This is a genomic window from Acetobacter zythi, assembly GCF_963921165.1.
Taxonomy (GTDB): domain Bacteria; phylum Pseudomonadota; class Alphaproteobacteria; order Acetobacterales; family Acetobacteraceae; genus Acetobacter.
The window spans coordinates 15872-35741 of sequence record NZ_CAWUEO010000004.1 but is presented as its reverse complement, the minus strand read 5'-3'; the positions used below and the strand labels follow the sequence as shown (position 1 = coordinate 35741).

Sequence of the window (19870 nt, the reverse complement as noted above, 5' to 3'; positions counted from 1 at the left end):
AGATAGCTACATCCTCTAGTAACTAGAGGTTCAAGGGGATTCTGCATGTTGAGTATCGGAAAGCTGTCTGGGCTGACTGGTGTAAAAGTGCCAACCATCCGGTACTATGAGCAGATCGGGCTGCTCCCCAAGCCGGAACGGAATGAAGGTGGGCAGAGAATTTACAATCATACCAGCCGCGAACGTCTGAATTTTATTCGCCATGCGCGCGAACTGGGTTTTCCGCTGGACGATATTCGTGAATTGCTGGCTCTGTCGGACGACTCCGACCAGAGCTGTGACGCCATTGATGCCATTGCAAAGCGCCAGCTTGCGGAAGTGGAGCACCGGCTTGTAAGGCTGAAGGCCCTGCATAAGGAACTTGAGCGTATGATAGTACAATGCACCTGTGGCACAGTGCAGACATGCCGGGTTATTCAGGTTCTGGGGGATCATGGCCTATGCGCGGCTGATCATCAGAAAATCGTGTCTCATGATATTGACCAGTAACGACGCAAATGACTGCTTGCTTGGAGTGCCCTGCCAAACTTCCTTTTACGGTATAAATATCAGGCGTGACTATGGCCTGATTTATCAGGATGATTGTGAGTAAAACTCAGCAATATAGTTCTATAAAATGCATATTATTCATGAAAAAATACTCAGGACTGAGAGTGCTACGCCGTAACACAGGCCGGGCCGGAATGATGATCTGATCAAACCTGCCAAGTCTAATGCAGGCGCTCTCGTGCTGATCGTTTTGGGGGAGAGTGCGTGTCAAAACCGGACAAGAACACACTGCGTCTTATTTTTCCGCAATGGCAGGGTGGGGATAACCCACCATATTATCTGGGGTCCAGATTGCTGGCATGGCTGGCACCCCCATCCCACGGACCGGTTGAGAAATGCTAACCATGCCAGGAGCGGGTTTTGTTATGATCAAAACCGAATTCGTTTTTGATCGTCTCGAAGCATTCAGCGTAGACGAAATTGTAACAACAGCTTTGGGACCGAACACGGCTTGTATCTCGTGATTCGATGGTTCAAGGGTATGTCCACTCTTAGGGGGCCAGCGGAAGCACCCTATGTCTGAGTGGGAGCGTAAGCTGATCTGTGTCGATAGTTGTCATTTTCAGCGTCCCAAAAGTGCTGAGGATATCTTCTCTGACACCAGATTAGTTGAGAGCCTCACGTTCTCCCGCTTTAGGTGAGCGTAACGAGCTGTCGTCTTGATATCGCTGTGTCCCAGCATACGACCGATCATCGTCAGGTCAGCCCCCATTTCCAGTGCGTCAGAAGCAAAGGAATGGCGCAGATCGTGTATCCTGACGTCCTCCAGACCGGCGGCTTTCCGAATGCGGCGCCAAGGCTTTTGCAGGTCAGTCAGATATGCACCCGTGCAAGAACCTTGATGGCTTCTTCACGTGCGAGATCGGCCGTCCATGGCGTCGAATTCACGCGTAGTTTTCGGACGGGCGTGGTGCGCCATAAGAGGGCAGGTATCACCCCGGATGCGCACGACATCACTTGCGCATAGGCTTCATGAGTAGAGACGGTATTTACCTGTCTACTTTTTCCGATCAAATGGAGGGGCAATTTTGAACAGATTGCAGATCGTCTATTTTTGAGTGAAACTGATGAAAAGCTGGAGAAATAAAATAAGGAAATTCATGGTCCTTTATATGTTAATAAAGGAGAAATACACTGTTTCGATGAAAATTTTGTAAGCTCTATAACAACCAAGGAAACGAAAAATGTCTATTGAAAAAATAATGGTTGAACTTGATTGGAGAGATATTTCAGATCATTATTACGAACGTCATGATGTACACACTCATTTGCTCTCGCTTTTCAAAGCCAGGAATGTTGTGGATTTTTCTGACCTGCTCGTTGGTATAGGCAATGGACATGGGAATTATAGCGCCTCGGATCATGAGTTAGGGCCTAAAATCCTTGAAGAAAATGTTAATTCAAGAAAGCGTCTTTATGACGTTTCTGAAAAATTTATGGAATTGAAAAATTCCAATACAGTTCCGAAGCTTATTCGCGATGCTGGCCTGAAGTACTTCCAGATAGGCGTCGGATCAGAGGCATCATGCATGCTTAACCCTGCCGTCTGCTGGGTAACCAATACAAAAACAGTCTGGGCACATCTCTTATTTAAGCATAATGGAAATGCTTCATTAGCCAATGAAGAGCTTAGGTTATACCGTAATGGCGAAGAAAATTCGGATATGGCATATAGCAAATGGCGAGCAATACATAAGGAAATGGGCGCGAGTTCTGATGTATTGATCAAGTATAGTGTGAAATATACCAAAACGAACGTTGAAAATATGAACTATTTATGGGCTGATTCCATTTCAAATGCCCTCTATGAGTTAAATCGATAAATCTAATATTAGATAGATGCACAGGTCGGAGAATCGTATATCTAAAATAGAGGTTGTTTTGATGACTACGAAACACGATATGGCATGGTTCGCTAGGCTCAGGACCCATTGATATGAGCGGCATGATGTGCTTCAGGCTCCCTGAGGAGACTGAAGATGAGAGACTTGTATTGGCTGATCGCAAGTGTGCGTACTCTTTAAGGCCAAGCATACGAGAGAAATGACCGCATCTCTGGAGAGACTCGTCTCTCAGAAAGGAATGTGTAGAAAACAAGGAATAAAGTATATTTTCGGCAGTATTCTGCCGTTTATTCCCATGTGTGGAGTCGGTGCCATTTTGTTTTATGCACATTATCCACAGGTTTATTCACGGGGGCTGTACCGTGGTTGTGAGTCAGGTTGAAAAGCGCTGCGTGTGAGCACGGATGGACCGTAACGCAGCGCTGATGGCGGGAAAGTCCGCGCCCTCAGGGTGTTATTCAGCGCCCTGATGTTTTTCAATGTCGTGGAATGCGCTTTCCACAGCAGTATAGAACTTGGATTCTGGGTTTTCGATACAGGACTGTTTTATTTTTTCAGAGCCATACGTCATGTTGCTCACAAAGTCATTCGGGTTGGCGTTGGGGTTAGCCTGCAGAAGGTCATTGCTCAGGCCACTGATATAGCCTTGTGCCCATGCCATGAATTTTTCATCTGCGCGCGGGTTGATATCCAGCAGCTTCAGATACTTCTCACAAGAAAAATTACCAAGACCGATAATACTCGGTTCGGCTTTTGCCGGGTGCGAGACAAATAGCGCAATACTTAAAAGAAAAACGGTTTTTACGGTGTTACTCCGTAGCATCATGGTTCTTTTCCTTCTGGTGGCTAATATGCCTGTTGGGCTTTGTTGTGAGTGCCATATGACATATTTATGTTGAAAAATCTCCATGTTCATAATGCAGACCCGGGTCTGGCATTGGATTTTGGCGGTTTTTATAATCAATTCATCTAATTTTTATATAGATGTGCGCGGGATTGGATTTTTCTGGATGATTACCCGGTCATTGTTATTCTGTAGTTGGTCAAAGCCAGCAGAGGCTTTGCCGACTTGAGGCCAAAGGAGCCAGTATGTCCTTTATTGATCAGCTTGGATTAGATCTTCCTTTGCTACAGGCTCCCATGGCGGGTGTATCCACTCCGGCTTTGGCTGCGGCGGTGTGTAATGCTGGCGCGTTGGGGGCCATAGGGGTTGGCGCCACAAATGCAGCTGGCGCGCACGACATGATTGCACAGGTGCAGGCACGCACTGAGCGGCCGTTTAATGTGAATGTGTTCGTGCACACCACACCGCAACCTGACCCATTGCAGGAGGCCGCGTGGCTGGCATGGTTACAACCGCTATTCGCTCAATATGGTGCGCCGGTGCCTACAACGCTGGAAGCACCCTACACCAGTTTTAATGATGACCCGGACATGCTGCCTATGCTGCTGGCGACCCGGCCGCGCGTTATCAGCTTTCATTTTGGATTACCTGCCCCTGAAGACGTGCAGGCATTGCGGAATACGGGCGCAGTTCTGCTGGCAACTGTGACCAGCCTGACCGAAGCCCAAATGGCCCAAAAAGCGGGTATGGATGGAGTGGTCGCCCAAGGTCTGGAGGCCGGGGGGCATAGAGGTCTGTTTGATGCCGCAGCCCCGGATGACGGGTTGGGCGTGGTTGCGTTAACGCGGCTTCTGGCGCGCTGGGGTGGTTGCCCTGTGGTGGCGGCTGGCGGCGTTATGGATGGCGCGGGCGTGGCCGCCATGTTGGATTTGGGAGCAGTCGCCGCCCAGTTGGGAACGGCTTTTGTAGCATGCTCCGAATCTGGCGCGGATGCCGCCTACCGGCAGGCGCTTATGGGGCCTGCTGCACACCATACCCGTCTGCTATCGTGTATTTCTGGCAGACCCGCACGTGGTCTGGCCAACCGTTGGAGCACATTGGTCGGGCCACAGCCTATGCCAGAACCACCGGCCTATCCCATAGCCTATGCCGCAGCCAAGGCGCTCAATACTGCCGCCCGCGCATGTGGAGAAACAGGGTTTGGTGCGCAATGGGCCGGGCAGGGAGCGCCGCTGGCCAGAGCCATGCCTGCCGCAGAGCTGGTGCGGACAATACAGTCCGAACTGGCTCTGGCCCGCATGACCCGTGGATAATTAGCGCCACGGGTCACGGCAATGTGCTGATCAGACCGCTTTAAGCTGGGCTTCGGCAAATTCGTAATTGGCCAGCTTGTCGAGGTAGTTGGTAATGTAGTCGGGGCGGCGGTTGCGGAAGTCCAGATAATAGGCGTGTTCCCACACATCCAACCCCAGCAGAACCTGCCCTTGCTCTTCGGCTACCGGGTTGGAGCCATTGGCGGTTTTGGTGACGGCCAGCTTGCCCGAGGGGGCGAGCACCAACCACGCCCAGCCTGATCCGAATTGCGAGATCGCGGCTTTTTTGAAGTCGTCCTTAAACGTTTCAACACTTCCAAAATCCTGCTTTATTTTGGCTTCCAGCGCGCTGGGAATGGCCCCGCCGGTGGGGGAGAGGTTGTTCCAGAACAGAATATGGTTCCAGTGCTGCCCTGCATTGTTAAAAACCGGCGCCAGATCGGACTTGCCCTTGGCGGCAAGAATGATCTCCTCAAGCGATTTGCCCTGTAATTCCGGTTTGGCGTCTACAAAACCGTTCAGTGCCGTTACATAGGCCTGATGGTGTTTGTCATGGTGCAGCTCCAGTGTTTCCTGACACATGCCTTTGTTGGCAAGGGCGTTGTAGGAAAAGGGGAGGGCTGGCAGTTCAAAAGCCATAACGGTTTCCTTTTATATCTCGTATTTTTTGCGGTGCGCCCTGGGTGCTGCATGGCATCTGCGCCAAGGGTGGTGCAGTTCCGCTATGGAGTAGTAACTCCCGCCTGTGCGTGGGGTTTCAGTCACTATTGTGTTTGAGGTCGAACTCCACGGGTACGGTCAGAGTGATCTGCTCCCCCGGCACGCTGTCTGGCGGGGTGGGCAGGGGTTCGGCCCTGTGGACAAGGGCCAGTGTTTCCTCATCCAGCAGAGCGTGGCCAGAACTGCCCGCCAGATGGGCGGACAGAACATGGCCTTTGCGGTCCATGGTAAAGGTCAGCATGGACGTGCCCTGCTGCTCAGCCATTTGGGCCTGCGCGGGGTAGCGTTTGAATTTTTCCAGTTGTCCCAGCAGTAAGCCCTGCCATGTGGCGGGTTCGTGCGTGTGCTGGGCCGAGGTCAGGCCCGGTGGCGGAGCGGCCTGCGCGGTGGATGCAGGGGCCGTAAAGGCTGGGGGTGCGGTGTTTTGCTCTGCTGTTTTGTGCAGGTCTGGGGCGGGCACTGGCACGCGTGGGGCAGGTTTGTGCTTTTTAACAATTTTGTGGAGTTTTTCAGGTTCTGGCACGGGTACCGGCGGGTTGGGGGCCGGTGCTGGCGGTGCTGCAACCTGTGGTGGAAGAACAGGTTCCGGATCGGGTTGGGAGAGGGTTTGTGGCGGCCCCGGTGGTGCGTCCGTTGGAGGTGCCGGAATGGAAACCGGGCTGGGGGCCAGATCCATGGCAATGGCCGCAGGGGCCGCGTCTGGCATGGGCGGGACGGGGGCAGGCAGACGCATGGCCCAGCACAGAGCACCTGCGCTTATGACGCTTACGGCCAGGAGGGAAAGCCCCCATAACCGTTTTTCACGCCGCTGTTCCCTGCGGAGCAGTTCTGTTTTCCAATGGTGGAAAGAGAACGCAAGCGGGGGAAGGGGGGTAGAGGCACTCATGGAGCCTGCGTGCCTTCTTCCTGCCCTTGCAGGTTCACTAATGCGACCTTGAGGTACCCTGCCGCGCGGAGCTTATCCATAACGCTCATAAGGGTTGCGTAATCCACGGTTTTGTCTGCGCGCAAAAAAATGCGCTCGTCCTTGTTCCCTTTTGCCGCAGTATTCAGGGCTGCGGGCAGGTCATTCTGGGTCACCGTGTCTTCGCCTACGGCCAGAGTCTGGTCTGCCTGAATGGTTACAAAAACCGGATTTTCCGGTCGGGGGGCTGGTTGCTGGGTGGATGAGGGCAGGTCCACGGGCACGTTTACGGTTGTCAGCGGTGCGGTGACCATAAAAATGATCAGCAGAACCAGCATGACATCAATAAAAGGGGTGACGTTAATGTCGTGCGCTTCGTGCGGGTTTTCATCCGTGTGGCGCAGGTGAATGGCCATGTTTGCCGCTCCTGTTATTCCGCGCCGGTGGCGCGGTTGCCAAAGCGCACAACGCGCCCGCCATCCAGCAGGCTTTGCATCCGCCCCAGATCGCGCGAGACCAGACGCATGATAAGGGAGGCAATATCGGCCACCTGCGCACGGCATGCAGCAGACTGGCGGGCCAGATGGTTATAAATAACCACTGCGGGAATAGCTGCGACCAGCCCGAGGGCTGTGGCCAGCAGGGCCTCGGCAATGCCGGGGGCCACCACGGCAAGGCTGGTGGCCTTGGTGGCGGCAATGCCGGTAAAGGAGGTCATAATCCCCCAGACCGTGCCAAACAGCCCGACAAAAGGGGAAGTCGCGCCAATGGTGGCCAGCAGGCCGGTGCCGCGCATCAGGCGGCGGCTTTCGGCAGCTTCCAGCCGTTCAAGGTGCAGCACAATGCGTTCCTTCAGGCCGTCCGTATCATCGGGAATATCGGCCGAGCGCGCACGTTCTGTTTCTGCCGCCATGACCAGTGTGTGGGCAATGCGGCAGCAGCGCGTATGGGCTTCTCCCCCATCCAGCGTTTCGGCTTCTTCCAGAATGGTTTCAGCTTCTGTCAGGCCTTTTTTCGTGCGGATGAACTCGACCGACTTGGCGATCAGCACAGTCCAGCTGAGCAGGCTTGCCAGAGCAAGAATGACCATAACGCTCTGCACAATGGCGCCTGCGCCAAGGAACATATCCCACGGAGAAAAATTCTGTGACAGTTGCGTGGCAGAAGGCATGGTTCAGACCTGTTCAATAAAAGCCCATTGAGTGACAGTGATGTAAAAACACCAGTTCCTTTCTTGGGTTATGGCGTTTTTTTCACCCATGAGCGCATTGGGGCTATGGTTGTGCCAGAGGTTCCACCCGCAACGGGTGAGTACTCGCGCAGTGGGTGAGCAATGCCTAAATGCGATTTTAATTGCAAGTGAGAATCTTTATCAAAGCAGGAAAATCCAGCGGGAACCGTTCGGTCTATAAAACCCGGTTTTGGATTGGTCTTTATTTTTTCAGGATGTAATAAAAAAACAGCACCAATGCGGTGCTCATTGGTTGTGGCAAAATTAACACAGCCATCAGGGCAAGGCAATTCATGATATTGATAATCATTTGCATATCAGCCCTGACTAAAATTATGTGGCGGTGTGTTTCAACCAGATTTTGAAAGCGTTCCGCCTTATCCCAAGGGCGGAACGGGGAGTATTAGGGCATGGGTTACACACAGCGGCCCCCAACACAGAGCAAAACATTGCGCACAGCCATGGCCATTGGTGTTTCGGTGGGGTTTGGTTTTGCCGCAGGGGAGGCCGAGGCGCAGGATCTGCCGGGGGGAAGCGAACCATCCTCGTCCGATCATGCCATCAGGCTGCCAGCCGTGCGGGTTGGCGGACATACCGGGCAGGATGACCAGAATGGTTATCAGTCTGGCAATACCAACAGCCAGATTCTCAATATTTCCAGAATGCCCGATAGTGTGCGGGACACGCCGCAAACAATCAGCGTTATTCCGCAAGAGCTGATCAAGCAGCAGCGCGCCTTTACTCTGGATCAGGCACTCAGCAATGTGCCCGGCATTACCATGTCCACCGGGGAAGGTGCCGGGGGGCTGAACGGCGACCAGTTCCGTATTCGTGGCCTACAGGCACGTGGGGATATGTACACCGACGGCCTGCGCGATTTTGGCACCTACACGCGCGATATGTTCAATACCGAGAGTGTGGAGGTCATTAAAGGCCCATCGGGTGAATATTTTGGCGCAGGCAATGTTGGCGGTGTGATCAACATGAGCCAGAAACACGCCCACCTTGGCAATGCCTTCAGTTATGACCAGTCATTTGGCAGTGGCCCCCTCTTCCGTGGAGCGGGGGACATCAACTACCAGATCAATAATGACATGGCCATTCGGGTGAACGGCATGTTCAACCGGCAGGATATTGTGGACCGCAATAATGTCAGTGCAAACCGTTATGGTGCGGCGGTGGACTTTGGTGTGGGCCTGCGCAGCAAAACATCGTGGCATCTGACATGGCAGTGGCTGGGGAGCGACAGCAACCCGGATTACGGGGTAAGCATGTTGCAAGTAAACGGCATATATCGCCCGATTACCGAATACGGCCTGCCGCGCAACACCAGCTACACCCGGAGCTTTGACCGCGACCAGTCCAATATTCATGCCATTACATCGGCTCTTAAATCCGAGGTTAATAGCTGGCTGACCATTACCAACGACACCCGCCTGAGCCTGTATGACCGTGAATACGCAGCCACAACTCCGGCCGCCTGTAGCGGGGCCTGTGCTACGGCGTTCCTGAACGGTGGCAACCCGACCCTGCCTTATGGCGCAGGTGGTGGCGTCGCATACCGCCAGCAGGGCTGGGGGGTGGAAAATGTGTTCATGGGCCGTGCGCGCTTTAACACCGGGTTTATCAAACATGATGTTAAGGCCGGTATAGATATCAATTATACCAGCGATAGCCGTTGGCCGGGCAGCTATGCCAACCGTAGCAACAACCAGACCATCCGTAACCCGCAATATCAGGCGAGTGGCACAACAATCAGCTTCCCCGATGCAGGGTACGGCAATGCCAATGCGCGGGATCTGGGCCTGTTTATTGCGGACAAAATCCAGTTGACCAAGCAGCTTGCTCTGTTTGGCACCGGACGGTGGGATTCCTTCTCCAGCACGTATTATACCCGCGCTACACAGGCCAATGGTCGTGCGGAGCAGAAGTCTGATCGCTGGAGTCCATCGGGTAGTCTTGTGTATTCGCCTTTCAAAATGGCGTCTTTTTACTTCACGTTCGCCCGGTCCTATAAGCCGGTTGGCACGGATGTGTCCTCTCAGGTTACACTCAGAACCACCACACACGACGTGGCGCAGAAAGGAGTTGACCTGACCCCCCAGCGCAGTGACCTGTTTGAATTTGGCACCAAGGCTGACTTCCTGCACAAAAGACTGGGCACCACACTGGCCTTTTTCCAGATTAGCGAAAACAATTCACAATACACGGACGTGAATGGTGATCTGAAATCCGGTTTTGGAGATGCGGGGAGTGGTCGCCGCATCCGTGGTGTTGAACTGAGTGCAACCGGGAAAATTACAGAAGACTGGCAGGTTTTTGCATCCTACTCCTACATGGATGGCAAAGTGACCCATAGCACTACCTCCAATGGCAAGACCGCGCCACAGGTGCCGCATAATTCCATGTCTGTCTGGAGTTCGTATGATCTGTCACGTGCATTGCTCAGCCCCAACTGGGGTGATCTCAAGATTGGTGGCGGGGTGCAGTACGCATCGGGCTACTGGGCCGGGCCGGATACGACCAATACCGCGCGCATGCCCAATAACTTCAACTTCAACGGCATGCTGTCATGGGAGTACAGGCATTATCGTGTGTCCTTCAATGCCAATAACATTACCAACCACCTGAACTATGCATCGTCCTTCTCTGGTAGCCGCGCGGTGCCTGCGGCCGGGCGTACCTTTATTGGCAACGTTGGCGTGACATTCTGAACAATGCCAGAACCGGTATTGCACAGAGCCGGGAGCACGCTGCCCTCCAACACGAACGAGGGCAGCGTGCCGCCCACGCCAGCCACCTTAACGCAGGGGGGGAGGGTGCCACCCTCCCCGGTGGAAGGGCAGCTTGTGCTGGCCCAGATCTATCTGGATCGGGGGCAGATGCAGGCAGCCTTCAGCATGATCGAGGTTGCCGCCAGAAGTGGCCAGCCTGCGGCCCTGAACATGCTTGGTCGCGCCTACGAACGTGGTTGGGGGGTAACACCCAACCCGTTAGTGGCCATGCAGTATTTTGAAATGGCGGCCGGGCAGAATTACGGCTGGGCTTTTTTCAATCTGGCTGATCTGTATATGGCTGGTCATGGCCCGCCGCGTGATGTGGCGCGGGCTTATGGCCTGTACGTTCAGGCCGCTCAGGCAGGTGTTGCAAAAGCACTGAACATGATTGGGCTTTTGCACGAGGATAATTCCCCAAAAGGTCTGTCCGTGGCCCGTGAGTATTACGAGGCCGCAGCAGAGGCGGGGGATTGTTGGGGAGCGCTGAATATGGCCCGGCTGGCCTTGCAGAATGGAAATATTTCTATGGCGCGGGAGTTTTTTCAAAAAACACTCGAAACCGGGTTCGAGGCGTGTTTTCTCGATATGAAAAAACTTCTGGCTTTTATGCCCGCACCCTATGGTGCGGACCTGATGGCCCGCACCAACCAGTGCCTGTGCAAGCAGGCTTAGTGCTTGGGGTGGCGGCCCGGACCTGTCTCGCGCAGGAAAAAGGTCAGCACCCCAGCCAGCACAATACCCACCAGCCCAAAGCTGAAAGCTTGTGAAAACTGCACGCCAGTTAAAGGCGCTCCGTGGCCCAGATGCTGCAAAAATGCTGCAAACAGGGGCGATACAATGGCGCTCATGACAAACACCAGAAAATTGATGGCCCCCGTTGCACTCCCCTTGACCTCATCGGCATTGACCTCCTTGATAATGGAGTAGGGGATCATGGCCGCACCGGAGGATACCCCCAGCACAAACGCCAGAACATAGGGGGGAAAGGTGTTGCCCGGCAGGTAAATAATGGCGGCTACGGTTAGCGCCATAACAACAATACCGCCCAGTAGCACAGGTTTGCGGCGGCCTATGCGGTCGGTCAGGTAGCCAAGGGCGGGGCAGCCAACCATCCAGCCAACCGGCACCATGGCTGCGCGCATAACGGCCTCATGGTACCCAATGTGCCAGCTCTGGGTTAAAAAAGTTATGCCCCATGTCATGCTGCCAACGGTTGTTGGCAAAAACAGCAGACCCGAGCACAGCCCGCATAAATAGGATTGAGGGTTGGAGAGTACGCTCCTGTACGGCGTAAACATGGACCCTGCCGGGTGGACAGCGGTTGTTGCACTTTTGTGTTCCTGTGGGGTCAGGAAAAAAATAAACACGGCCACAAGTGCAATCAGCCCGCCCGTATCAATCCAGAAAAAATGCCAGTTGATCACGCCATGAATCAGCCACGCCACGGTGGACTGCCCCATGGCGCCCCCCATCATGCCCGCGCATTGGGTTATCCCTACGGCTGTGGCCAGATGTTCTTTGGAAAAACCACGCGCGGCAAGGTACACCGCCCCGACAAAAGCAAAAGCCGACCCCGCACCCTGCATCAGGCGGCCAAGGCTTGCCATCCATTCGTTCCCCCAGCCAAACAGGCATGTGCCCGCAGCCAGAACCAGTGCCCCAAAGGAAATGGTGTATTTGGCCCCCCACCTGTCCACCGCCGCCCCGGAGATAATGGAGCACAACGAGTAGGTGTAGTAATAAAGTCCAAGCAGGGAGCCTAAACCAACGGTTGTCAGCCCGAAGGAGGAGATCAGCTCCCCCACCATAACGCTGGGTGCGGAGCGGGTGGAATATTGCAACCAGTAGAACACCAGGCACAAAAACCACGCCACAATATAGGCGTTCTGGTTGGTTATGGCCGGTTTTTGCGTGGATGGAGGAACAGGTTGCGGGGCCGGGGGCATGCGATTATTCCGTTAATTCATATTTAAATTAAGTATTTTGTGGCGCACTTATAAAAAGGATTTCCCGAATTTTTACAAGGTAAGGCACGCTGCCCTTATTGGCGCTTTGGGTGCAATTCAACTTCAGGCGATGCACAGGCGCGTGCGATAGCAGCCTGTGCGCGCGGGTGAATATTTTTTTGGACTAATAAGGGGGTGTCTGGCCAGTATAAGGCTGTTCTGCCCAGCAGGGGCGGCAGCCATGGACCGACCAGACACAAATGGGTTAGCGGGCGTTGTGGCGCCCGCCTTGGGCTGCCATGGTCATGCAGCCGTTGGGCAGGTCTGCTGGCTCAGGCGAGCAGCAGCACAATAACCAGACCCCACATGGTCAGCAGGGTATTGCTTACGGCGTAAGGCACTGTGTACCCCAGCATGGGCACATTGCTTTTGGCAACATCCGCCACCATAGCGACCGAGGCCGTGCTGGTGCGCGCTCCCCCACAGCAGCCCAGATTGATTGCGGGGTCAAAGCGGAAAATATATTTGCCAATAAGGGGGGCCAGCAGCATGGGTATGGCGCTGGCGAACACCCCCCAGAAAAACACGCTCACACCCGCTTCCTGCAACCCCCGGATAAAGGTTGGCCCGGCGGAAATACCAACAACTGCAATAAAAATGTTCAGACCAACCGTGTTCATGAACCACACGGAAGCCGAAGGCACATTGCCCAGCTTTGGCGTAACACCGCGCAGCCAGCCCAGCACAAGCCCTGCGATCAGCGCCCCGCCGGAGGAGGAAAGGGTAATGGGCACACCGCCAATAGGCAGCACGAGCGAGCCAAGCAGCCCCCCCACAAAAATACCCCCGCCCACCAGCACCATACTGGTGACATTGGTGGGGCGGTCGGCATAACCCACATTTGCAATCACATCGGCCACATGCCTGCGGCTGCCGGTTATATTAATGATGTCCCCCCGGTTGATTGCGGTCTGGGAGAGGACGGGGATCTCCACATTCATGGAGCCACGGCGGATGGAGTTAATGTAAATGCCGCGGGCGTAAGGGGCGGTGGACAGGTCAACAAGGCGCTGGCCGCTGAGCTGTTTGCTGGTCACAATCACATCCACCGTTTCCACGGGAATTTCGATCAGTTCCTGATCAGCCACTTCTTCGGCATGGTTGGACCAGTAGACCAGCGCGTCATGCGGGCCGGATACGGCAACAATGTCGCCTTCTTGCAGGAGGGTTGTGTTGTCGAACGGAATAATTTTGCCATTACGACGCAGATTTTCGAGAAAAATACGTTTGTCCTGCGCTTTTTCCGCATCCGCTACGGTTTTGCCCGCAATCAGGCCGGCCGTCTTCAGCTTGTAGGCGCGCATAATGTAGGTGTGCCACGCGGTATCCGCGCTTTCGGTTGCGGAGCGGATGTTCATATCCCGCTCATAGCGTTCGCACTCCTCTGCCAGATTGATGCGCAGGATTTTGGGGCCTAAAAATGCCAGCATCCAGCCTGTGCCCACGGTGCCAAACAGGTAGGTTACCGCATAGGCCACGGGTATGGCGTTCAGTTCGGACTGGATATGCTCGGGCGAGAGGCCGCTACGGTTGATCGCATCGGTTGCCAGCCCAATGGAGGCGGAAATGGTTTGCGATCCGGCCAGAAGCCCTTCCGCCATGCCCGGCCCGTAGCCCGAAACAATGGCGGCCACATACACGCACACCAAGCATAAAGCGGAAATAATGACGGCAAAAATAGCCTGCGGCAAACCGTCATTGGCTATGCCACGGACAAACTGTGGCCCTACGCCAAAGCCCACGGCAAACAGGAACATAATGAAAAAGACGGATTTGACCTGAGGCGAAATGGCAATGCCCAACTGCCCGACCAGAACCCCGGCCAGCAGCGTGCCCGTAACGGCCCCAAGGCTGAAACTGCCGAATTTGAGCGACCCGACCCAAAACCCGATCGCCAGTGTCAGAAAGATCGCCAGTTCAGGAGAGGCGCGGAGCGTCTCTGCAATCCAGTGCACTGTCATGTGTAAGCTCCTTCACCCGCAAGTGACAGCCTTGCAGAGCCGATGCAAAAAAAATGCTCCCGCACGGTGGGTGCGGGAGCGGCACGCGGGCGTGTTCAGCCCTTGTTTCTGTCGGGAACACGCTTGAGCAGTTTCAGGCCCAGAGCTTTGTTAAAGCCGTGGATTTCCTTCACATCCAGCTTGCGCATAAAGTCCACAATACTTTGTGTAATCACCTGCCCCGGCACCATAATGGGGAACCCCGGAGGGTAGGGAATAACAAAGTTGGCAGACACCAGTGCCGGGCCAGATTGCAGACGCTGGGCAATTTCGGGGCTATCGAGTGGAATATATTCGCACTCTGCCTCGTTATACGCATCGTAAAAAGCTCGGCGGATATCGCCGTGCAGGGTCTTGGCTGTGGGCTGGTCGCGGTAACGGTCATCAAAGTGGCTGAAGTTGGGGAGTTCTGGCAGGTCGTCCACCAGTTCATGCACTTTGTTTTCAAAAGTTTTCCGATAACCATCGTCGTTATCAAGAACTTTCTTTTCAATGTCCGTGGCAATATCCACCAGAACCCGGATCAGCAGGGCAATGTCGGACCGGTTGTTGTTGATGTTGGACTGGAGCAGAACGCTGTTGCGCGATGTTTTGTTGAGCTGGATATTAAACTTGTCGGCCAGAATGTTCTTGAACGTTGTGCCATCAAAACCCGCCGCCCCGCAGGACAGGGTCATACGCGTGGGGTCCAGAAGGAACTCATCCGTTTTGATGGACTGGAGGGCTTTGTCCCAGCTTATGTTGGGATCATTGTAATCTGCAAGACCAGATTTGCGGAATGCCTCGGGGATCATTTCAGCATTGTTGAGCACGCGGAAGTATTTGGAAATCAGCGGGTGGCTGTTGATCTGTTTGCGAATTTCAAGCGAAATCTGCAAGGCGTTGCTGACCAGTCCATACCCTTCAAGCTGCATCTGGCGGCGGGCCACATCGAGCGATGCAATAATCTGGAGGTTGGGGCTGGTGGAGGCATGTGTGAACACCGCTTCGTGGAACTGGGATTCTACATGCTCAAAGTCCACATCCTTGACCAGCACAATGGACCCCTGCCGCAGAGCGGACATGGATTTGTGCACCGAGTTGGTCTGGTACACCCGCAGCCGCACCGCGCGCGGGTCGGGGACCAGCCGTGTGTTCAGCAGGGTTTCATCATCAGGGTTTTTGCCCAGAGCGCTGGCCTGCTCGTCCCATGCTTTCTGGGCTTCCGGCCGGGCGAGGGATTCGGTCAGGGCGGCGGCGGCCCCCATGGCGGTGCGCTGGCGCAGCAGGGGGGACCAGTGCGCAAAGCCAAACCATGCCTCGTCCCACAGGAAGATCAGGTCCGGTTTAATGGCAAGGCATTCTTCCATAACCCGGCGCGTATCATAGACATGACCGTCAAACGTGCAGTTGGTCAGATCGACCATTTTCACACGCGCAAGGTCACCGTGCGCCTTGAGCGCCAGCAACGCCTGTTTGATCGTGCGCAGGGGCACGCCGCCATACATGGAGTATTCCACCAGCGGGAAGGCTTCCACATAGTAAGGCTGCGCACCGGCAAGCACACACCCGTAATGGTGGGATTTGTGGCAGTTGCGGTCCAGAATAACAATGTCGCCCGGAGCCAGCAGGGCCTGTAGCACCATCTTGTTGCTGGTGGATGTGCCATTGGTGACAAAAAAGGCGTGGTCAGCCCCAAAGGCCTGCGCCGCCATGGACTGCGCGTCCTTGATGTTGCCGGTCGGCTCCAGCAGGCTGTCCAGCCCGCCGGTTGTTGCGGAACTTTCAGCCAGAAACAGGTTGGGGCCGTAGAACTCGCCCATGTCGCTGATCCAGTTGGACGTAAAGACCGACTTGCCGCGGGCTATGGGCAGGGCATGGAAGGTTGCAATAGGGCGCTGGGCATAGCGTTTGAGGTTATCAAAAAACGGCGTTCTGTAGCGGTTGCGAATGCCTTCCAGAATGGAAAGATGCAACTCCAGCGGTTCTTCCATCTGGTAGAAAATACGGTTGAAAAACCGGCTTTCGGGCTTGCCTGCCAGTGTTTCAATGTTTCTGTCGCTCAGAAGGTAGATATCCATTTCCGGGCGGATTTTTTTAATGGCCTGCGCAAGCTGGAGCACAAGTGTTTCGTCATCCTCAATGCTTGAGAAGTCGATCACACTCTGAAAAGCCGCCAGAAGGGGGTTTTCCGCCGGGCTTTGTGCGGTAAAGCCTTCGTACAGGACCACAGCCCCAATATCGGGGTTCAGCAGGATGCCGGTCAGGGCGTCCTGTGCGTTGCCCACAATGACCGGCTGGTAGATAAAGTCGTCTTCCGCACGGCGCACACCGCGGGCTTCTTCCTGAATAAGCGGCCAGCGCGAGGGCGCGTGCGGCACAACGCTCAGGACCTCAAAATACGGCGTGTTTTTAAGGTGCGTTATGGCTTGCGGCAGGCGGTTAAGGGGTTCGTCCTCATGGTCATCCATGTTCCACGATGCGGCGTCGCGGTGGTATTTGCGTGATACAATGGTGGTGGAAATGCGCTGGGCAAGGCGCAGGAAGGCCTTGCTGTCATCATCGTTCAGGCAGGCTTTGAGCCGGTCGAGCAACTGCGCACCCGGATAGGCAAAAAATCGTTCAACCTCATCCAGTTTTTCCAAAGATCTGGAAAGGCTTTTTTTAATGTCGACACCATTGGCCGTAGACCATTTGCGTGCAAGGTCAAGGACCAGTAGCCACCGGTCCGCGCGCAGGGCGGGTGTGGCCAGAGATGTGCTGATAAGCGAACGCGCAGGCTGATCGCAAGGAGTGCTGGACGTCATGAAGATTTTTCCTGTTTTGTGAAAAACTGAAGAAAAATAAGTTTATTTTGGTGGAGGTCTGTTCTGCTGTGGTGGCCCGTCATTTGTTGACAGGAATGGTCACCACGGCTCCGGGGTTCAGGGTTGTTTTGGACAGTTCAAGCAGCATCTGGGTAATGGTAAAGGCCAGTTTGCTCTCAAAATCCCCGCGATCAATCCAGTAATAGTAATGGTCGTACAAAATGGCGACAAACGCATTGTCTGGCTCTTTGTGGCCCGAATGAACGTCCATAAGGGGTTTGGCCCCGGTATTGCCGCCATTATCAACAGATTTGCGGGTGTTCCCGGACGAGACTTCATCGTCTGGGATCTGAATCTGGTAGGCAATCTGGCCCAGAATGCTCAACATGCTTCTGGTCAGCATTTTAATCTGCCCCGGGCTTGGGGCGCCAACGCCGTAAACCACTTCCATCCGCTCGTATTTGGGCGAAAAGTTGAGCTGCTTTCTGGTTTTTTCAACCAGAGCGGACAGGTTTGGGTCTGTTGTTGAAGAAATACTCATGAAAACACGGCTGTTTTCACTTTCTTTTCCACTTCCGGGTGCCTGCTGCAACTGGATGTTCAGCAGGCCCGCCGCCTGCAAAAGACGCAGGTCATGCAGCAGGCTTAAAAAATCCGCACTATGGGCATCGACCTCGGCATCCAGATCGCCCGCATTGCGCGAAAATGGGCGGTTATTACTCATAAGATCAATAGACTGCACGGAAAGGCGCAGCAACACATCTATGGGTAGGCCACCCATGGCCAGTGGCAACAGGCTGGCGGGGGGCAGGGGGCGCAAAAAATTATGGGCGTAGGCATCACCCGTTACGGGCTGGAACGTAAAGGTTGGGCTTTCCTGTAATTGCGCGGCTATGCCCCCATTGGGGCGGATGGGAAAAGTGTCGGATGCAACACCAAGAAAACCACTGCGCTGTAGCTGGTAACCCGAGATGAGCTGTGTTGTATCCAAAAATCCGGGTGTATCGGCGTAACGCAGGCGCACAAGGTTGGAAAGTGTCTGGCGTTTACTGGCCTCGATCATGGAACTTGCGTATTGGTCCTGATCTTTTCCGAGTTTATAACTTCCAATACTATAGCAGCCACTTGTGAGTAAAATGAGAGAGCTACACAATATTCTTTCAGCTACACGTTTCATGTGTCACCTTTCAGAATGCTGGATTGGCTCAAACATTCTATACAAAATATATAATAAACTATTTTAGAGCATCATTTCTGGGTGTGGGCAAGGTGGAATGGGGGAATAACTTTTTTGTGACGCTCTTTTTCTGGTATAAATTGTTTAGTATTTCATAACGTGTCAGGTAATACTTAACATAATATTTTCTGGCATAATGGGGCGTTGTGGTCTGGGGCACTCCCACACGCCAGTCTGGCGGTAGGTGTTTGTGTTTATCAAGAGAATAACGGAGGTTTTTCACACACAGCCACCTGTTATGGTGGTGCTTGTCAGGGCGGAAAAGGGGAGTGTGTGTGTTGGTGTCCGCGGCGGGATTCGAACCCACGGCCCCAGGATTCATCCCACTACAGCTTTCACTGCCGCTGCGTTGCCGGAGCGTTTGTGGGCTGGACTGTCCCTTTACCATAGACCTGTGTTTGCAGGTCTTTAGGCACCGCCCGTCCAGTCTCTACACCTTCCGCCCGTAAGGAACGGCTTGGCTCGGGATTGGCAAGGCCCTTGCAGGCCGTAGCGTTCCCCGACTTTGAGCGGATTCACCATAGTGTTTCCAGTTATGGTGCCCAATTAAATAGGAATCCTGTGCTCTATCCTACTGAGCTACGCGGACACACCGTTTTTGTATACTGAATGCCCCCCCGCCGGACAAGGGGAAAAGCAGGAACTAGCGGCGGCTGTACAGGGCCGCGCGGGCTGCCAGCGTGGCAATGTGGCGGCGGCACAGCAGCACATCGGGCGCTCCCGTTTGCTTGCAGGCCAGCTCCAGTGCCTGTAGTTCCGCAAGCTCCTTGCTCAGTGCAGGCAGGGACCAGAACTCCAGCGCGCGGCCAAAGCTTGCCGTGCGTTTGAAAAACACCGGCGGGCGCAGGGTTTTCAGCGCGTCACTGCGGCTCTGCCCCGCAGCCATGGCCGCACGCACCCGGCGCAGGCGGTGCATATGGCCCATAAAGGCCCGAATAATGGCAATGGGGGCGGTGCCTTCCGCCAGAGCGCGCTCCAGGGCTGTGTCGGTCTCCGTCCGGTTGCCTTCAGTGGCGGCAAAGGCTGCATCCTCGACCGATACGCTGCCTGCATCGCCAATACAGGCGCGCACGTCTTCAAGGGCCAGTGTGCCGCCATCTCCTGCGTAAAGTGCCAGTTTTTCCACCTCGCTGCGGGCTGCCGCGCGGTCAGCGCCCAGCCTGCCAGCCAGCCAGTGCAGGGCGTCTGCCTCTATCCGGACCTGATGGGCTGCCAGCATCTGGGTAATCGAGGATTCCAGATTGCGCCCTTCCTCGGGGTAACAGCCAATACTGGCGCACTGGGGCTGTTTTTCCATGAGTTGGCGTAGCTTGGAGCGGGAGGCAAGGCCGGGGGCTTCCAGAATGACCAGCGTGTCCGTGCTCTGGGCCAGAACATGCTCAACAGGCTTGAGCAGTGCGTCCGAGGCATCGCGCACACGCACAACGCGGCGGCCACCCATAAGGGAAAGGGCGGTTGCTTCTTCTTCCAGCCTGTTGTGGGTTTCGCGGTCCAGCAGGGCAATGCGGAACGGGTCGTCCAGCGTGCCAGCCAGCCGGTGCGTGGCCTGTAACGCGCGTTCGCGGATCAGCCCCGTATCTTCCCCGTGGAGTAGAATAACGCGCCACGCTCCGGGGTCGTTCAGAACGCGGGCGGTGCCTCGGGCATCTATTTTCATGA

Annotated in this window: 15 protein-coding genes and 1 pseudogene; 5 read left to right on the top strand and 11 right to left on the bottom strand. The window is 54.8% G+C overall.

Annotated features, from left to right (window positions below; all coding sequences use genetic code 11):
• Positions 1-45 precede the first annotated feature (45 nt).
• Positions 46-489 carry a MerR family transcriptional regulator gene (locus AABE20_RS04700; RefSeq protein ID WP_338332084.1) on the top strand — a complete coding sequence of 148 codons (444 nt, stop codon included), beginning with the start codon at positions 46-48 and terminating at the stop codon, positions 487-489.
• Positions 490-1111: 622 nt separating this feature from the next.
• Here the strand turns inward: AABE20_RS04700 and AABE20_RS04695 are convergent.
• Positions 1112-1387: pseudogene (locus AABE20_RS04695) on the bottom strand (tyrosine-type recombinase/integrase); the annotation flags it as partial.
• Positions 1388-1733: 346 nt separating this feature from the next.
• Between AABE20_RS04695 and AABE20_RS04690 the strand changes: the two are divergent.
• Positions 1734-2372: a hypothetical protein gene (locus AABE20_RS04690; RefSeq protein ID WP_338332083.1), complete on the top strand. Its 639-nt coding sequence runs from the start codon at positions 1734-1736 to the stop codon at positions 2370-2372.
• Positions 2373-2847: 475 nt separating this feature from the next.
• Here the strand turns inward: AABE20_RS04690 and AABE20_RS04685 are convergent, their stop codons facing one another.
• Positions 2848-3219, bottom strand: coding sequence for a hypothetical protein (locus AABE20_RS04685; RefSeq protein WP_338332082.1), 372 nt, complete (start codon positions 3217-3219; stop codon positions 2848-2850).
• A 263-nt stretch (positions 3220-3482) separates the two neighbouring features.
• Here AABE20_RS04685 and AABE20_RS04680 point away from each other — a divergent pair, with 263 nt between their 5' ends.
• Positions 3483-4550, top strand: a complete 1068-nt coding sequence (locus tag AABE20_RS04680) for an NAD(P)H-dependent flavin oxidoreductase (protein WP_338332081.1) — start codon at positions 3483-3485, stop codon at positions 4548-4550.
• A 30-nt stretch (positions 4551-4580) separates the two neighbouring features.
• On the opposite strand, the gene AABE20_RS04675 is transcribed toward AABE20_RS04680, so the two are convergent.
• From AABE20_RS04675 to exbB, 4 genes are all read right to left on the bottom strand, one after another.
• Positions 4581-5189 (bottom strand): superoxide dismutase, encoded by a 609-nt coding sequence (locus tag AABE20_RS04675; RefSeq protein ID WP_338332080.1) that lies wholly within the window; start codon positions 5187-5189, stop codon positions 4581-4583.
• A gap of 118 nt (positions 5190-5307) precedes the next feature.
• Positions 5308-6156 (bottom strand): energy transducer TonB, encoded by an 849-nt coding sequence (locus AABE20_RS04670; protein ID WP_338332079.1) that lies wholly within the window; start codon positions 6154-6156, stop codon positions 5308-5310.
• Entirely contained in the window at positions 6153-6590 is a 438-nt protein-coding gene (gene exbD, locus AABE20_RS04665) for a TonB system transport protein ExbD (protein ID WP_338332078.1), read from the bottom strand. The genes AABE20_RS04670 and exbD overlap by 4 nt, the downstream gene beginning before the upstream one ends.
• Before the next feature lie 14 nt (positions 6591-6604).
• Positions 6605-7345, bottom strand: coding sequence for a tonB-system energizer ExbB (gene exbB / locus AABE20_RS04660; protein ID WP_338332077.1), 741 nt, complete (start codon positions 7343-7345; stop codon positions 6605-6607).
• 470 nt (positions 7346-7815) lie between these two features.
• Here exbB and AABE20_RS04655 point away from each other — a divergent pair, with 470 nt between their 5' ends.
• Together AABE20_RS04655 and AABE20_RS04650 are read left to right on the top strand one after the other, a co-directional pair.
• The gene (locus AABE20_RS04655; RefSeq protein WP_338332076.1) at positions 7816-10119 is read left to right on the top strand and encodes a TonB-dependent receptor; all 2304 of its coding nucleotides are present in this window, start codon (positions 7816-7818) and stop codon (positions 10117-10119) included.
• Between the two features lie 3 nt (positions 10120-10122).
• Complete coding sequence (locus AABE20_RS04650; RefSeq protein WP_338332075.1) at positions 10123-10854, top strand: tetratricopeptide repeat protein; 732 nt, start codon at positions 10123-10125, stop codon at positions 10852-10854.
• Here AABE20_RS04650 and AABE20_RS04645 read toward each other — a convergent pair.
• The 5 genes from AABE20_RS04645 to holA all read right to left on the bottom strand — a co-directional run bounded on the left by AABE20_RS04645 (position 10851) and on the right by holA (position 19868).
• The gene (locus AABE20_RS04645) at positions 10851-12128 is read right to left on the bottom strand and encodes an MFS transporter (RefSeq protein WP_338332074.1); all 1278 of its coding nucleotides are present in this window, start codon (positions 12126-12128) and stop codon (positions 10851-10853) included. The genes AABE20_RS04650 and AABE20_RS04645 overlap by 4 nt on opposite strands.
• Positions 12129-12460: 332 nt before the next feature.
• Positions 12461-14149 (bottom strand): aspartate-alanine antiporter, encoded by a 1689-nt coding sequence (aspT, locus tag AABE20_RS04640; protein ID WP_338332073.1) that lies wholly within the window; start codon positions 14147-14149, stop codon positions 12461-12463.
• A 95-nt stretch (positions 14150-14244) separates the two neighbouring features.
• Positions 14245-16974 carry an ornithine decarboxylase gene (locus AABE20_RS04635; RefSeq protein ID WP_338332072.1) on the bottom strand — a complete coding sequence of 910 codons (2730 nt, stop codon included), beginning with the start codon at positions 16972-16974 and terminating at the stop codon, positions 14245-14247.
• 79 nt (positions 16975-17053) lie between these two features.
• Positions 17054-18037, bottom strand: coding sequence for a hypothetical protein (locus tag AABE20_RS04630; protein ID WP_338332071.1), 984 nt, complete (start codon positions 18035-18037; stop codon positions 17054-17056).
• Between the two features lie 817 nt (positions 18038-18854).
• Positions 18855-19868: a DNA polymerase III subunit delta gene (gene holA, locus AABE20_RS04625; RefSeq protein WP_338332070.1), complete on the bottom strand. Its 1014-nt coding sequence runs from the start codon at positions 19866-19868 to the stop codon at positions 18855-18857.
• Positions 19869-19870 lie beyond the last annotated feature (2 nt).

What these genes read in the sequence shown, in the direction of transcription:
- AABE20_RS04700 (WP_338332084.1), top strand. Translation starts at nt 46, where the DNA reads ATGTTGAGTATCGGAAAGCTGTCTGGGCTGACTGGTGTAAAAGTGCCA.
- AABE20_RS04690 (WP_338332083.1), top strand. Translation starts at nt 1,734, where the DNA reads ATGTCTATTGAAAAAATAATGGTTGAACTTGATTGGAGAGATATTTCA.
- AABE20_RS04685 (WP_338332082.1), bottom strand. Translation starts at nt 3,219, where the DNA reads ATGATGCTACGGAGTAACACCGTAAAAACCGTTTTTCTTTTAAGTATT.
- AABE20_RS04680 (WP_338332081.1), top strand. Translation starts at nt 3,483, where the DNA reads ATGTCCTTTATTGATCAGCTTGGATTAGATCTTCCTTTGCTACAGGCT.
- AABE20_RS04675 (WP_338332080.1), bottom strand. Translation starts at nt 5,189, where the DNA reads ATGGCTTTTGAACTGCCAGCCCTCCCCTTTTCCTACAACGCCCTTGCC.
- AABE20_RS04670 (WP_338332079.1), bottom strand. Translation starts at nt 6,156, where the DNA reads ATGAGTGCCTCTACCCCCCTTCCCCCGCTTGCGTTCTCTTTCCACCAT.
- exbD (WP_338332078.1), bottom strand. Translation starts at nt 6,590, where the DNA reads ATGGCCATTCACCTGCGCCACACGGATGAAAACCCGCACGAAGCGCAC.
- exbB (WP_338332077.1), bottom strand. Translation starts at nt 7,345, where the DNA reads ATGCCTTCTGCCACGCAACTGTCACAGAATTTTTCTCCGTGGGATATG.
- AABE20_RS04655 (WP_338332076.1), top strand. Translation starts at nt 7,816, where the DNA reads ATGGGTTACACACAGCGGCCCCCAACACAGAGCAAAACATTGCGCACA.
- AABE20_RS04650 (WP_338332075.1), top strand. Translation starts at nt 10,123, where the DNA reads ATGCCAGAACCGGTATTGCACAGAGCCGGGAGCACGCTGCCCTCCAAC.
- AABE20_RS04645 (WP_338332074.1), bottom strand. Translation starts at nt 12,128, where the DNA reads ATGCCCCCGGCCCCGCAACCTGTTCCTCCATCCACGCAAAAACCGGCC.
- aspT (WP_338332073.1), bottom strand. Translation starts at nt 14,149, where the DNA reads ATGACAGTGCACTGGATTGCAGAGACGCTCCGCGCCTCTCCTGAACTG.
- AABE20_RS04635 (WP_338332072.1), bottom strand. Translation starts at nt 16,974, where the DNA reads ATGACGTCCAGCACTCCTTGCGATCAGCCTGCGCGTTCGCTTATCAGC.
- AABE20_RS04630 (WP_338332071.1), bottom strand. Translation starts at nt 18,037, where the DNA reads ATGATCGAGGCCAGTAAACGCCAGACACTTTCCAACCTTGTGCGCCTG.
- holA (WP_338332070.1), bottom strand. Translation starts at nt 19,868, where the DNA reads ATGAAAATAGATGCCCGAGGCACCGCCCGCGTTCTGAACGACCCCGGA.